Origin of the sequence: Pseudonocardia endophytica (genome assembly GCF_004339565.1) — a bacterium.
GTDB lineage: Bacteria > Actinomycetota > Actinomycetes > Mycobacteriales > Pseudonocardiaceae > Pseudonocardia > Pseudonocardia endophytica.
This window is the reverse complement of sequence record NZ_SMFZ01000002.1, coordinates 195,481-208,639: the sequence shown is the minus strand read 5'-3', so window position 1 is coordinate 208,639 and position 13,159 is coordinate 195,481. Positions and strand designations below refer to the sequence as shown.

At 72.2% G+C, this 13,159-nt stretch carries 15 protein-coding genes; 11 read left to right on the top strand and 4 right to left on the bottom strand.

The window, feature by feature from the left end:
* Positions 1–39 precede the first annotated feature (39 nt).
* Genes EV378_RS19780 through EV378_RS19765 form a run of 4 tightly spaced genes read left to right on the top strand, consistent with a single transcriptional unit; the run spans position 40 to position 3,596 of the window.
* Positions 40–1,158, top strand: coding sequence for a glycosyltransferase family protein (locus tag EV378_RS19780; RefSeq protein WP_132428484.1), 1,119 nt, complete (start codon positions 40–42; stop codon positions 1,156–1,158).
* 26 nt (positions 1,159–1,184) lie between these two features.
* The gene (locus EV378_RS19775; protein ID WP_243653660.1) at positions 1,185–2,018 is read left to right on the top strand and encodes an alpha/beta fold hydrolase; all 834 of its coding nucleotides are present in this window, start codon (positions 1,185–1,187) and stop codon (positions 2,016–2,018) included.
* The gene (locus EV378_RS19770) at positions 1,999–2,619 is read left to right on the top strand and encodes a TetR/AcrR family transcriptional regulator (protein ID WP_132428480.1); all 621 of its coding nucleotides are present in this window, start codon (positions 1,999–2,001) and stop codon (positions 2,617–2,619) included. The genes EV378_RS19775 and EV378_RS19770 overlap by 20 nt, the downstream gene beginning before the upstream one ends.
* A gap of 2 nt (positions 2,620–2,621) precedes the next feature.
* Positions 2,622–3,596 carry an NAD-dependent epimerase/dehydratase family protein gene (locus tag EV378_RS19765; protein ID WP_132428478.1) on the top strand — a complete coding sequence of 325 codons (975 nt, stop codon included), beginning with the start codon at positions 2,622–2,624 and terminating at the stop codon, positions 3,594–3,596.
* A 72-nt stretch (positions 3,597–3,668) separates the two neighbouring features.
* Here the strand turns inward: EV378_RS19765 and EV378_RS19760 are convergent, their stop codons facing one another.
* The 3 genes from EV378_RS19760 to EV378_RS19750 all read right to left on the bottom strand — a co-directional run bounded on the left by EV378_RS19760 (position 3,669) and on the right by EV378_RS19750 (position 5,639).
* The gene (locus tag EV378_RS19760; RefSeq protein WP_132428476.1) at positions 3,669–4,013 is read right to left on the bottom strand and encodes a hypothetical protein; all 345 of its coding nucleotides are present in this window, start codon (positions 4,011–4,013) and stop codon (positions 3,669–3,671) included.
* Entirely contained in the window at positions 4,010–5,200 is a 1,191-nt protein-coding gene (locus EV378_RS19755) for a putative T7SS-secreted protein (RefSeq protein ID WP_132428475.1), read from the bottom strand. The genes EV378_RS19760 and EV378_RS19755 overlap by 4 nt, the downstream gene beginning before the upstream one ends.
* A 103-nt stretch (positions 5,201–5,303) precedes the next feature.
* Complete coding sequence (locus tag EV378_RS19750) at positions 5,304–5,639, bottom strand: hypothetical protein (RefSeq protein ID WP_132428473.1); 336 nt, start codon at positions 5,637–5,639, stop codon at positions 5,304–5,306.
* 132 nt (positions 5,640–5,771) lie between these two features.
* On the opposite strand from EV378_RS19750, the gene EV378_RS19745 reads away from it, so the two are divergent.
* From EV378_RS19745 to EV378_RS19715, 7 genes are all read left to right on the top strand, one after another.
* A complete protein-coding gene (locus tag EV378_RS19745; protein ID WP_132428471.1) occupies positions 5,772–6,104 on the top strand; it encodes a hypothetical protein in 333 nt (110 codons plus the stop codon).
* Positions 6,105–6,153: 49 nt separating this feature from the next.
* On the top strand, positions 6,154–7,650 hold the full coding sequence (locus EV378_RS19740) for a CoA transferase (RefSeq protein ID WP_132428469.1): 1,497 nt from the start codon (positions 6,154–6,156) through the stop codon (positions 7,648–7,650).
* Positions 7,651–7,683: 33 nt separating this feature from the next.
* A complete protein-coding gene (locus EV378_RS19735) occupies positions 7,684–8,241 on the top strand; it encodes a VldE C-terminal domain-containing protein (protein WP_132428467.1) in 558 nt (185 codons plus the stop codon).
* A 210-nt stretch (positions 8,242–8,451) separates the two neighbouring features.
* The gene (locus tag EV378_RS19730; RefSeq protein WP_132428465.1) at positions 8,452–9,399 is read left to right on the top strand and encodes a Rieske (2Fe-2S) protein; all 948 of its coding nucleotides are present in this window, start codon (positions 8,452–8,454) and stop codon (positions 9,397–9,399) included.
* A gap of 42 nt (positions 9,400–9,441) precedes the next feature.
* The gene (locus tag EV378_RS19725) at positions 9,442–9,798 is read left to right on the top strand and encodes a Rieske (2Fe-2S) protein (RefSeq protein ID WP_132428463.1); all 357 of its coding nucleotides are present in this window, start codon (positions 9,442–9,444) and stop codon (positions 9,796–9,798) included.
* Positions 9,799–9,869: 71 nt separating this feature from the next.
* Entirely contained in the window at positions 9,870–10,313 is a 444-nt protein-coding gene (locus tag EV378_RS19720; RefSeq protein ID WP_207908811.1) for a hypothetical protein, read from the top strand.
* A complete protein-coding gene (locus EV378_RS19715) occupies positions 10,310–11,950 on the top strand; it encodes an acyl-CoA dehydrogenase family protein (RefSeq protein WP_207908810.1) in 1,641 nt (546 codons plus the stop codon). The genes EV378_RS19720 and EV378_RS19715 overlap by 4 nt, the downstream gene beginning before the upstream one ends.
* A 137-nt stretch (positions 11,951–12,087) precedes the next feature.
* Here EV378_RS19715 and EV378_RS19710 read toward each other — a convergent pair whose 3' ends face one another.
* Positions 12,088–13,125 (bottom strand): LLM class flavin-dependent oxidoreductase, encoded by a 1,038-nt coding sequence (locus EV378_RS19710; protein ID WP_132428459.1) that lies wholly within the window; start codon positions 13,123–13,125, stop codon positions 12,088–12,090.
* Positions 13,126–13,159: the final 34 nt, after the last annotated feature.

The following is a 13,159-nucleotide window of genomic DNA, read 5'->3' as shown; positions in this document are numbered from 1 at the left end:
GGGTGCAGCGTCGGGTACGGCCCTGACACGGTCGCGGGCGTGGACGACCTGCTGGTCAACTTCTTCTACGCCCACCCGGTCGGGCACGTGATCGAGGCGCTGTACTACGCGAACGGTCACCACGCCGCGGGTCCAGGGCGACGGGTGTCCGTGGCGCTCAACGCCGCGGCGCCGACCGAGCTGGCCGGATGGTGCCCGTCGATCGCCACGGTCCACCCGATCCGGCACCCGTTCCTCGACGCCGGCCCGGCGTCCTATTCGGACGATATGCCACGGGAGTGGGACTGTATCTGCGACGACTTCCGCCGCCACCAGGCGATCCAGCTCGAGATGTTCCCTGGCATGCGGGACTACTACGCGACCAGCGACGCCCGCCTGCACGCGCGCGAGCGACGGACCGTCGTGGGCGACTCGCGGGTCGGGTACGTGCCGCACACGCCGCTGCGGCTCGACCTGCCGGAGCGTGCCCGTGACGCCGCACGCTCCACATCGGACCGGCCGCGGATCGCGCTGCTGCCCGCCGGTTCGTCGGAGCCGTCGCTGTACCCGTCGGCCGACTCGTGGCTGCTCGTGGTCGACGCCCTGACCCGCGCGATCGACGGCCTGCAGATCGTCCTCGTCGGACGCAGCGCCGCCGGCGAACGAACCGCCACCAGCCTCGACGACGGCGACCGGCGACGCCTGCTCGACCACCCCTCCCGGCCGGTCGACGGGTTCGACCGGCCGATCGCCGAGCAGCTCGCCCTCGTCGAGACGTGCGGCGCGTTCCTGTCACCGCACACCGGCTTCGGGATGGCCGCGCTGGCCGTCGCGACCCCGTGGCTGACGCTGTCCGGCGGGCGCTGGTTCGAGTACTTCTTCAACCACGTGCCGTTCCGGTCGATCATCCCCGAACCGGACCGCTTCCCGGTGTTCACGCAGTTCGACCCGGCCGCCGTCGTGACCGATCGGGACGGCACCGCCCGTACGCCGACGATGACCCGGGCTCGCGTCGAGTCCGATCTGGATCGGATCGTGGCCGCCGCCGTCGAGCTCGTGGACGGGTCGCTCGGCTACGACCGCGCGCTCGCCGAGTACTTCCCGGCGTTGCTCGCCGCCCACGGTGGCGACGACAGCGCCATCTGGTCGATCGACCGGATCCACGAGCGCTTTCTTTAGATACGTACAGCATGTATGTTTCTCGGGTGGAGACGCGAGAGATCGAGCTGAGCGGTGGCCGCATCCGGTACCACGAGGAGGGGGACGGACCACCCGTGCTGTTCGTGCACGGACTCCTCGTCCACTCCGGACTGTGGCGCGATGTCGTGCCCGGCGTCGCGCGAGCCGGGTTCCGTTGTGTCGCACCGGACTGGCCGATGGGCGCGCACACGATCCCGGTGCCGGACGCCGACCTGTCCCCGCCCGGCGTCGCCGCGATGATCGCCGAGTTCTGCGAGCGGACGGACCTCGACGACGTCACGGTCGTCGCGAACGACACCGGTGGCGCGATCACCCAGATCCTGATGGCGAACCATCCGGAGCGGATCGGACGGGTGGTGCTGACGCCGTCGGACTCGTTCGAGCACTTCCTGCCGCCGATGTTCAACTACCTGACGACGCTGGCCCGCGTCCCCTGCGCCGTGGACGTGCTGGCCGCCGCGCTGCGGCCGCGGGTGTTCCACCGGTTGCCGATGACGTTCGGATGGCTGTCGAAGCGGCCGGTCGACGCGACGCCGTTCCTGACCCCGTCGCGTGACCCGGCCGTCCGAGCGGACCTGCGGCGCTTCCTGACCGGGCTGCACCGGCGGCACACGCTCGCCGCCGTGGACGGCCTGCGCCGGTTCCCGAAGCCGGTGCTACTGGCGTGGGCATCCGAGGACCGGCTGTTCCCGATGTCGTTGGCGCACAGGCTCGCCGATGTGCTGCCGGACGCGACGGTCGTCGAGGTCGACGACTCGTACACGTTCGTCCCGCTGGACCGCCCGGAGCGTCTGACCGAGCTTGTGGTCGACTTCGCGCGTGCCCGCACGTCGTCGTAGCCAGTCGGAACGCACCGCGGGGACCCGCGCCGCACTCGTCGGCGCGGGGCGGCGGCTGTTCGCCGAGCACGGCGCCGCGAACGTCTCCGCAGAGCAGCTCGTCGCCGAGGCCGGCCTCACCCGCGGCGCGCTCTACCACCACTTCTCCGGCAAGGACGACGTGTTCCGCGCCGTCTTCCGCGAGATCGAGGCCGAGACGGCGGCGGAGATCGCTCCGGTGCTGCAGGAGTCCGCTGCGACGCTCGACGTCCGCGCACCGGTGGCGGCGTTCCTGGACAGCTGCGAGCGCCCGGAGGTCCGACGGATCGCGCTGATCGACGCGCCGGTCGTGCTCGGCTGGCAGGAGTGGCGGGAGATCGAGCACGAGTACTTCCTGGGCATGCTGATCACCGGCCTGCAGGCGCTGGCGGCGGCCGGGTTCGCGCTGCCCGGGTCGCCGGAGGTGCTGGCCCAGCTGCTGTTCAGCATGTCCTGCGAGGCGGCGCTCGTGATCGCCACGGCCGACGACCCCGTCGCCGCGCGGGCGGACGCCGAGGAGGCGCTCGTCGCGCTGTTCGTGGCGGGCATGAAACCGGTTGATCCGGACCAGCAGACTTCGTAGCCATGGAGAGGTTCCTGGTCACCGGCAGCTCCGGCCACCTCGGCGAGGCACTGGTGCGCACGTTGCGGGACAACGGGTACGACGTCGTCGGGCTGGACGTGCTGTCCTCGCCATGGACGACTGTGGTCGGCTCGGTCGCGGACCGGTCGGTCGTGCGGCGCGCGATGGACGGCGTCACGCACGTGCTGCACACGGCGACGCTGCACAAGCCGCACGTGGAGTCGCACGGCCGTCAGGCGTTCGTCGACGTGAACGTGGCCGGGACGCTCGCCGTGCTGGAGTGCGCGGCCGAGGCCGGCGTGCGCAGCGTCGTGTTCACGTCCAGCACGTCGGCGTTCGGCAAGGCGTTGCGCCCGCCGCCCGGGTCGCCGGCAGTATGGATCACCGAGGACGTGGCGCCGGTGGTGCGCAACGTCTACGGCGCGACGAAGGTGGCCGCCGAGGACCTCTGCGAGCTGGCCGCGGCGGACGGGCTCCCGGTCGTCGTGCTGCGGACGTCGCGGTTCTTCCCGGAGGGCGACGACACCGACGACGTCCGCACCGCCTACGACGACGCGAACCTGAAGCTGATCGAGTTCACCTACCGCCGGGTGGAGATCACCGACGTGGTCGACGCGCACCTGTGCGCCGCCCGCCGCGCGCCCGACCTCGGATTCGGTCGCTACATCGTCAGCGCCACAACGCCGTTCCGTCGCGACGACCTGGACGAGCTCGGCCGGGACGCCCCGACCGTGCTGGCCCGGCGGTGCCCGGACGTCGCGGAGTTCCTCGACGAGCGGGGCTGGCGGATGCTCCCGGCACTCGACCGCGTGTACGTCAACGACCGCGCCCGCGCCGACCTGGGCTGGACCCCGCGCTACGACGTCCACGTCGTCGCCGACCTGATCCGCACGACGGGTGAACCCCGCACCGACCTGGCCCGGGCCGTCGGGATGAAGGGCTACCACGCCGAACCGACCGGCATCTACACGCGCTGACCGCCCTCGCAGAGGTTCGGGGGCCGTCGCACGTGCTCGGGCGTGTGTGAGGGCACCACATCCTGTGCGAGGTCAGGCGTCGATCTTGTGGAACCAGCAGATCTCGAAGTCGGCTGGGATCTCGTCACGAATGACGAATGGCGACAGGCCAGAGCGGATCCGCTCGAGCTGGGCGGTCGATCCACCTGGCCATGGCACGAAGTCCCGATCGTCCGCCACGAGATCGCCAGCCGGTGCGCCGCCGGCAATAAGATCCCCCGACATTCGTACAGTCATGTCGACGATCTGCGAAACGGTGGCGTCGGCACCCGCCACCCCGTTCGCCCATACGAGGACGGTTGCCAGGGAGAGCCAGTCCTCGGCGGCATATCGGCGAAGGTAGTCGATCGTCTCGTCGTAGGGACGGGCGGCGCTCATGGAGGCCCCTTCTTGATGTGGAATCGGGTGACCGTCAAGCCATCCACGTTGTTGATGTCGATCGTGGGGCCACCGGACGAGCTGAAGGAACGGTAGGTCACGGTCATTTGCGGTTTCGTGCTCAGCGTCCAGGTCTCGCGGTCACCCTTCGCGTTGCTGACCGCCGTGTCGGGATCCCCCAGTTCTGCATGCAACGACTGCCGCAGATTCTTCAGTCGTTGGCTATCCACCAGGTACACGCCCCTGCTGTCCTCGACGCCGTGCGGGCTCCCACTCTGATCGAGAACGACACGTCGCACCGCGTCGGTCTTCGGGCCGGCACCCACCGGTGCCGCAGGCGCCGCGGGCGTTTCGGGCTTCGGCGACGGAACAGGATCCGGCTCCCCCGCCAGACGCGTCTCCCGCCCCAGGATGGACGTGATCTTCCCGGCGCCGAGGGTGGCGGCACCCAGGATGAGATCGCCCGTGTTGCGCCCCAACGCCCTCGGTTCGTGACCGGACGTCCAGTCGTCGTAGGCGATGGCGTTCTTCGCCGTGTCCGCCGGATGCGCGGCGGCCTGCACGACCCCGGCCGCGGCGAGAGCCGGGTCGCTCACCAGCGTCCAGGCGCCCTCCGCGGCGCCGGAGATGCTGTCCCGGATCCCGCGGTAGAAGTCGGCGTCGGTCTGTTTCTGCGAGTCCCGCGGAGCGAGCGCCGCCTCACCCCGCAGCACCGACGCGACCCGGTCGCCGGAGCGCTGCACGTCCGCCCGTGCGGCGGCGAGAATCCGCACCGCGTCCTGTCGCGCCGCGTCACCGGGATCGACCGGCGGGGCGGTCGCGCCCGCCTCGACCTGGCGCCGGACGTCGGCCGTCGCGGCCTCTCCCGCCCGCCACGCGGCGAGCGCGCGGGCCGCCTCGGACTGGGCCCGCTGCAGCGCGTCGGCGTGGCCGGCCAGTGCCCGGGAGGCGCTGTCCAGGCTGTCCGCACCTCGGAACCAGCGGACGGCGTCCTCGTCGTGGTGCTCGCGCCACGCGTCGGACGCGGGTCCGGTCCAGGCGCCGGTCCCGATGCGGCGCAACGCCTCCCCGGTCCGCGTCACAGCCGTGGCGCGATCGGCCAGCGCACGCGCGTCGGCGGCGACGCTCGCCGGGTCGCCGGGGACCAGTGCCCGCGGATCCTCGGTCGAGCCGAGCTCGGTGCTCACCGCGATCGCTCCGGCCGGGAACCGGGTCCCGGACCCCGACATCGGGAAACGCCCGTGCCGCGCATGGCCCGCACGGCGGCGCTCGACCGCCGTGTACGCGTTCTCACCTCGGCGCCGGCATCTCGGGTTCGACGACGGGTGCGCCGGGATCCCCGGTGAGCGCGCGCGCCACGTGCGCGTCGGCATCGCGGTACGCCGTGGCGACCTCGCTCAGTGACGTGCCGTTCCGCCTGGCCCGGTCGCACAGCGCGTCGATCCCGATCGTCCACGCCCCGCAGAACTCGGCCATCGTCGCGTGCACGGCGTCGTGCCCGTAGCGCTCCGGCGGTCCGGCCAGCGCGTCGAGTCCGGCCCCGTCCTGCTCCGCGACGACCTCGGCCATCCCGCGCGCCGCCTCGTCGAGCACGTCCGGCTCGACGTGGAACCCGGGCCCGTCCACCCACCGGACGCTAGCGGCGCCGGCCCGCCCCGGTGCCCGTTCGACGACCACCGTTCACGAACGCGAAGACACGTCCGGGTGAGCGAGGGCCACAGCAGCTAACGGGACACGTCTGCGCGACGCTGAGCAGGCATGACCGTCCCCCAGCAGCGTTCCCAGCAGCAGCCGTGGCCCAGTACCGTCACGCAGCAGCGCACCCTCCCGCCGCACGCACAGCAGCGCATCGTCCCGCCGGCGGCCCACCGGGCCGACTCCGGCCGGGCCCCCGTGGCCCAGCCGGCCCAGCCGGCCGTCGACGGATCGCTCGCGATGACGATCCTGCGCACGACGACCTACGTCCTCACCTCGATCGCCAGCCTGCTGTTCATCCTGCTGGTGATCTACGGAGCGGTGAAGGTCAACCAGCTGCAGGACGCGTTCTCGTCGTCCCCGTTCGGAAGCAGTTACTCCAGCTCGTCCTACTGATCGTCGCCGGATCGGGCACGATCGCCGGAGAACCCGACCGGAGGTGTCCGTGAGCCCGCTGACCGACCGACTGAGCACCGTATGGGACGACCGCGCCACCACCGCCGACTTCGACCTGCTCGGCGAGCTCGACGACGTGCTCGGCGGCATCGGACTGTCCTCGAAGGACACCGGCGGCGAGGTCTCGTGGACCGGCGCCGATCCCGTCGTACCCAGTCCGGTCCGGATCGGGGGAGCGGCCACGATCTGCCTGCTCGCCAAGTCGATCGCGGCGGCCGCCCTGCACCGCGACCGCGGAGGACCCGGTCAGGACGTCTCGGCCGATCTCCGACGGGCGCCGCATCGCCTGTGCCCGTTCTACGACCGCCGGTGGGAGCGCATCGGCGGCTATCCGGTCACGTCCACGCTGGAGACGACGAACGCCATGGCGTTCACGTTCTACCGGTGCCGCGACGGCTCGTACGTGATGCCGCAGAACATGTACCCCGGCCTGCGCAAGCGCGCCGAGGATCTCCTCGGCGTCCCGCTGACGAAGAAGGCCGTCACCGAGGCGATCGCGCGGTGGGACGGACCGGAGCTGGAGGAGGCCGCTGCCGGGGCGGGCGTCGTGATGCCCTTGCTGCGCACGCTGCCCGAGATGCTGGCGACCGGCCAGTACCGCGACGTGCTCGCCGACCTCCCGCTGATCGAGATCACGAAGATCGCCGACTCGGCGCCGGAACCGCTGCCGCCCGTCGGTGAGCAGCCGTTCGACGGGCTGCGCGCGCTCGGCATGGGCCACGTGATCGCCGGCGCCGGGCTCGGGCGCTCGCTCGCGCTGCACGGCGCGGACGTGCTGAACCTGTGGCGCCCGGGCGAGGCGGAGAACGAGGTCCCGTACGCGTCGGCGAACGTCGGGGTGCGGTCGTCCTGGCTGGACCCGCGACGCGACCGGGACCGCCTGTCCGCGTTGCTCCGCGAGTCCGACGTGTTCTTCCACAACCGCCGCCGGCAGCTCGTCTCCGAGATCGGGATGACCCCGGAGGAGGCGGCGGCCGAGCGGCCAGGACTCGTGTACGTGACGGTCTCCCTGCACGGCCTCGACGGTCCGTGGGCGAGCCGGCCCGGCTTCGACCAGTCCGCTGGCTCGGTCACCGGGATCATGCTCGCCGATGGCGCGGAGCCGAGGCTGCCTCCGATCATGGTGGTGAACGACTACCTGGTGTCGTGGCTGGCCCAGGCCGGCGTCGTCGCGGCGCTGCGCAGGCGGGCGGTCGAGGGCGGTTCGTACCACGTGCACGTGTCGCTGACCCGGGTCGCGCTGTGGATCCTGTCGCTCGGCCTGCTGGACAACGGGTGGGCACGGTCCACGGTGGACTCCGGCGGGGACCGGCACCGCTACCTGGACCCGCGGACGTTCACCGCCGACACCCCGCTCGGGACCTACCAGGGCGTCACCGACCAGGTCGAGATGTCGGCGACGCCGGGCCGCTACGACCCGGTACTGGTGCCGCGCGGGTCGTGCGCGGCCGCGTGGCGGGAACGGGGGCAGGCCGCCGTACGTTGACCGGGTCCGACGAACCCGGCGAAACGGATCCGCATGCGCACGCGAGCCCTGCCCGTCGTCGGCGTGTTGCTCGCGGTCGTGCTGCTGGCCGGGATCGCGCTCGCCGTCGTCGGACCCCGGCTCGCCGACGTGCTCGACCCGCGCCCGCCGGAGGCCTGCGACCAGGACGACCCGACGACGTCGGGCTGCCTGACGCCCACCGCGCTGCGCCTGCACGACGCCGCCGTCGCACGGTTCGGGGAGCCGGGCGTCGGCGAGCCGGTCCGCGGGATCACCTGCTGGTCGGAGCACGCCTGGAACCCGGGAAGCGACCATCCGGCCGGCCGGGCCTGCGACTTCTTCCCCGCCCGCTCCGGCACGTTCCCGGAGGGCGACGAGCTGCGCACCGGCTGGGAGGTCGCGAACTGGATGCGGGCGAGCGCCGACGAGCTCGGCGTCCGCTACGTGATCTGGCAGGGCCGGATCTGGTATCGCGGCAGCTCCGACTCCGACGACGGGTGGGGCCGCCCGTACAACGGCGGCGGGGTCTACGACCCCACCGACGCGACGGGCGGCCACTTCGACCACGTGCACGTCAGCGTGCGGAGATGATCACTTCAGGGTGAGCACCATCCGGAGGCGGGCGCATCGTGCCCCCTCCTGGTCTTTGCGGAGTTGCACCGATACCCACAGCGCCTCGTCCCGGCACGGAATCCGCTGTCCGAATCGAGCATTCGCAAAAAGAGACACCAGTGGCGTGGATCACTCGGCCCCTGCGATCATTCCGCGCGGACCAGGAGCGGACGAGGCGGGAGTGTTCCGATGGCGGATACCGAGCAGCAGTCCGGCTCGGGGACGGCTCTGACCACCTGGCACCAGCAGGCGTTCACCGCGATCGGCAAGTGGAAGTGGCTCACCGATCTCACCGACAAGGCCACCGCCGTCGTCGACCCCCTCTACGACCGGTTCCGCGCCAACCCGGCGCTCGAGCTGGCCCACGGTGGGCGCTGGGTCGGGCACTCCCTGCACCCCGCGCTGTCCGACCTTCCGATCGGCTTCTGGGCCGGCAGCCTCGTGCTGGACACGTTGAACAAGGACGCGGGTGGGCGCGGGAGGTTCGACGCGTCGGCCACGTTGAGTGCAGCCGGTCTCGCGACGGCCGCGGCGACGGCCGTGACGGGCGTCGTCGACTGGAGCGTCTCCGACGGCGAGGACCGCAAGACCGGCGTGTTCCACGGCGTCCTGAACTCGGCCGCGATGGTGCTGCACGGCGCCTCGCTGGCCGCCCGCGTCTCCGGGCGCCGTGGCACGGCGAAGGTGCTGGGCGCCGCCGGCTTCGCGGCCGTCGGAGCTGCGGGTTTCGTCGGCGGGCACCTGGTCCAGGGCCGCGCGGTCATGGTCAACCGGGTCGCGACGACCGGCGACGGCCCGAACCGCTGGGTGCAGGCGATCGAGGAGGCCGAGCTCCCGGACGGGGCGGCGGCCGGCGTCACCGTGGACGGCCGTCAGGTCGCGCTGGTGCGCGAGAACGGGAACGTGCACGCCGTCGACGACCTGTGCAGCCACGCCGGCGCGCTGCTCTCGCGCGGCGAGGTCGACGGCTGCCTGCTCACCTGCCCGCTGCACTACTCGGTGTTCGACGTGCGGGACGGCCAGATCGTGCGCGGCCCCGCCCACCATCCCCAGCCGGTGCTCCCGACGCGGGTGCGGAACGGCTGGATCGAGGTCCGGGGCTCGTTGCCCCAGGGTCGCGGCAGGAAGAAGAACTGAGGCCCGGCGGTCGAGGGCCGAAGCGACAGCACAGGAGGAGCCATGGCGTGGGAAGCGGTCGCCGACCTGGACCAGCTGGAAGAGGGCGACATGATGCTCGTCCATCTCGGCGGTGAGCCGATCTGTGTCATCCGGCTGTACGAGGACGAGGCCGTCGCCGTGCACAACACGTGCACCCACCAGCAGCAGCCGCTCAACGAGGGCTACCTGCAGGAGGACGACACGCTGATCTGCCCGGCCCACAACTCCTGTTTCGACCTGCGCACCGGGGCACCGAGCGGCGTCCCGGCCGTCGACCCGATCCCGACCTACGCCTGCAAGATCGAGGACGACGCGATCTGGGTCGACTTCGAGCAGCAGACGAACGACGCCGCGATCCCGCACAAGCCGTACCACTGAGGGGTCGTCGCGTGACACAACGTCGTCCCGGATGTTGACGATGTTTCTGCCCGCGCACTAGCGTCCGACCCGTGCAGCTGGTGGATCACCTCGGGTACAACGGCGTCGCGGACGCGCTCGGCGTGAGCCGGCACGCGGTCCACAAGTGGCGGGAGCGTCACCCACCCGGCTCCGAGCACGCGTTCCCGGAGCCGGACGTGTCGGTGGACGGCACCCCCGGATGGCGACCGGACCGTGTCGCCGAGATCGTCGAGTGGCGCTCCGGGTTGCCCGGCCGCGGGGCCGGCGGTGGGCGCCCACCCGCTTCGCGCCGCGCATACCTGCTGGCCGCCGACGCGCGAGGGCTCACCCGGGAGGAGGCCGCCCGGACGCTCGACGCGTTCGTCGAGGAGTTCCCGCACCTGTCCGAGGGCGAGATCTGCGCCTGGCTGGTCGAGGAATGGCGCGACTGGGGCGAGCCCGCACCGGCAGGCGTCACCCGGCTCGCCGACCGCCGTCCGGGAGCGCCCGCGTGACGACCACGGACTTCTCGCGGCCCGCACCCGTTCCCGAGGAGAACCTCGTCCGCGACCTGGCCGGCGTCGACGCGTTCGCCGCCGACGCCGTCGCGTCCGGGGTCGTCGACCGGTACGCGTCCTGGGCGCGCGAGCACGCGTCGGCGTTGGGCGGCAAGGTCTGGGACCCGCACACGCTCAAGCTCGCGAACGACGCGCAGCGCCACGTCCCGGAGCTGCGCACGCACGACCGGCTCGGCCACGAGATCCACGACGTCGAGTTCCACCCCGCCTACCACGAGCTGATGGCGCTGGCGTTCGGCTCCGGCGTACACGCGCTGGCGTGGACCGACGACCGGCCGGGCGCGCACACGGCCCGCGCCGCCCTGTCCTACCTCTGGAACCAGATCGACGGGTCGACGGCGTGCCCGACCGGCATGGCCTACGCGTCGATCCCGATCCTGCGCAGCCAACCGGAGCTCGCGCCGTGGGCCGAGCGCGTCGCCGTGCACGGCTACGACCCGTCGTTCGCGCCGATCGGCGAGAAGTCCGCGGCCACGACGGCGTACTTCATGACCGAGAAGCACGGCGGTTCGGACCTGCGCGCGAACGTGACCGTCGCCCGTCCGGTGTCCCGGCGCGGCCCGGGCGAGGAGTACGTCGTCAACGGGCACAAGTGGTTCGCCTCGGCGCCGATGTCGGACGCGATCCTGACCGTCGCGCAGACCGAGGGCGGGGTGTCCTGTCTGCTCGTCCCGCGATGGCGCCCGGACGGGACGCTGAACGGCGTCCGCCTGAACCGGCTGAAGGACAAGCTCGGGAACCGGGCCAACGCGTCGTCGGAGATCGAGTACCACGACGCGTACGCGATTCTCGTCGGCGAGGAGGGCCGCGGGGTCCGGACGATCCTGTCCTCGGCCGAGTACACGCGCCTGGACTTCGCCGTCGGGTCGGCGGGCCTGATGCGCGCGGCGCTCTCTCAGGCGTTGCACTACAACGACTCCCGCACGGCCTTCGGCTCCCCGCTCGCCGAGCTCCCGATCCAGGCGCCGGTACTGGCCGACCTGGCGCTGGAGTGGGCGGGCGCCGCGCACCTCGCGTTCCGGGTGGCGCGCGCCGAGGACGACCAGGACGACGTGTCGGAGCGTCTGGTCAGCCGCCTGCTGACGCCGGTGGCGAAGTTCTGGAACTGCAGGCGCGTCTCCGCGGTCACCGAGGAGGTGATCCAGTCCATCGGCGGCAACGCCTACATCGAGGAGCACCCCTGCCCGCGCTACTACCGGGAGGCTCCGCTGAACTCCATCTGGGAGGGCACCTCGAACATGATGGTGACCGACGTCGGCCGGGTGCTGGAGCGCGAGCCGAAGGCGATCGAGCCGGTGCTCGACGAGATCCGCCCGGCCGCGGCCGAGCACCCCCTTCTGGCCGACGCGGTCGCCGACATCGAGGAGTCGATCAAGAATCCGGAGGGGACGGCGCGCTGGCTGGTCACCCGGCTCGCGCTCGCGGTGCAGGGCGCGCTGCTCGCGGAGCACGCTCCGTCGGCCGTCGCGGACGCGTTCGTCGCGTCCCGGCTGGGCACCGGGTGGGGCCCGGGGTTCGGGACGCTGCGCGGCGCCGACCACGCCGCGATCATCGACTTCGCGCGGTTGGGCTGAGCACCCGCTCGCGCCGAGATGCACGTGAGCGGGCCGCAGAGATCGAGAAATCCCGTTGAGCTGCATCTCGACGGGAAATGATCTTCACCACCGACGCTGCCAACCCGGCTTCACGCGCCGACGACCGCGTCCGCCTGTCAGCCGATGTCGCGCACCAGTTCCAGCGCTCGCGCCAGGGTCGTCAGGCGCGCGTCGAGCGAGTCGCCCGCCGGGTAGAGGCGGACGGTCGTCACCCCGGCGTCGCGCCAGGTCCGCAGCCGGTCCCGCACCCGCTGTTCGGTGCCGATGAGCGTGGTGCCGAGGACCATGTCGTCGGTGACCAGGTCCGCGGCGCCGTCGCGGTCCCCGGCCTGCCACCGCTCCCGCACCTGCTCCGCGACGTCCGCCCAGCCCTGGCGGGAGTACGCGTCGTTGTAGAAGTTGGTGCTCGCCGTGCCCATGCCGCCGAGGCTGAACGCGAGGCCCTTCTTCCGGTCGCCGACCATCGAGGCCAGCTCGTCGTCGTCCTCCGCGAACGCGACCTCGGCGCCCTGGCAGACGTCGAGATCCTTCCGCGTCCGGCCGGCCTCGCCCAGGCCGGCGTCCAGGTGCGCGAAGTACGCGTCGGCCGCGCCCTCCGGCACGAAGCTCGTGCCGAGCCACCCGTCGGCCACGCGTCCGGTGAGCCGCAACGTGTTCGGGGACATCGACGCCAGGTAGACCGGCACGTCCCGCGGCCTCGACGAGAGCCGCATCGGACGCGCGCCGGGCAGCGGGATCCGGACGTGCTCGCCGTCGAAGACGACCTTCTCGCCGGACAGCGCACGCCGCACGACGTCGACGGTCTCCCGCATCCGTGCCAGCGGGCTCGCGAACGGCACGCCGTGCAGGCCCTCGAGCACCTGCGGACCGGACGGTCCGAGGCCGAGGAGGAACCGGCCGTCGGACATGTCGGCGAGCGTCGCGGCGGTCTGCGCGATCAGCACCGGCGAGCGGGTGCCGACCTGCATCACGCCGGAGCCGAGCCGGATCCGGTGCGTCCGGGCGGCCAGGAACCCGAGCGCCGACGGGGCTTCCGAGCCCCACGCCTCGGCGACCCAGCAGTCGTCGAGCCCGAGCTTCTCCGCCTCGACGACGAACTCGACCGTCTCGCGCCAGTTCCCGCCGGACGCCTCGATCGTCGTCGCCGTGCGCATGGCGTGGATCCTGCCCCACCTCCGGGGCAGAGCC

Excerpts from the sequence above, each read along its gene's own strand:
- EV378_RS19710 (WP_132428459.1), bottom strand. The coding sequence starts at position 13,125 with ATGCGCACGGCGACGACGATCGAGGCGTCCGGCGGGAACTGGCGCGAG.
- EV378_RS19765 (WP_132428478.1), top strand. The coding sequence starts at position 2,622 with ATGGAGAGGTTCCTGGTCACCGGCAGCTCCGGCCACCTCGGCGAGGCA.
- EV378_RS19735 (WP_132428467.1), top strand. The coding sequence starts at position 7,684 with ATGCGCACGCGAGCCCTGCCCGTCGTCGGCGTGTTGCTCGCGGTCGTG.
- EV378_RS19725 (WP_132428463.1), top strand. The coding sequence starts at position 9,442 with ATGGCGTGGGAAGCGGTCGCCGACCTGGACCAGCTGGAAGAGGGCGAC.
- EV378_RS19730 (WP_132428465.1), top strand. The coding sequence starts at position 8,452 with ATGGCGGATACCGAGCAGCAGTCCGGCTCGGGGACGGCTCTGACCACC.
- EV378_RS19760 (WP_132428476.1), bottom strand. The coding sequence starts at position 4,013 with ATGAGCGCCGCCCGTCCCTACGACGAGACGATCGACTACCTTCGCCGA.
- EV378_RS19745 (WP_132428471.1), top strand. The coding sequence starts at position 5,772 with ATGACCGTCCCCCAGCAGCGTTCCCAGCAGCAGCCGTGGCCCAGTACC.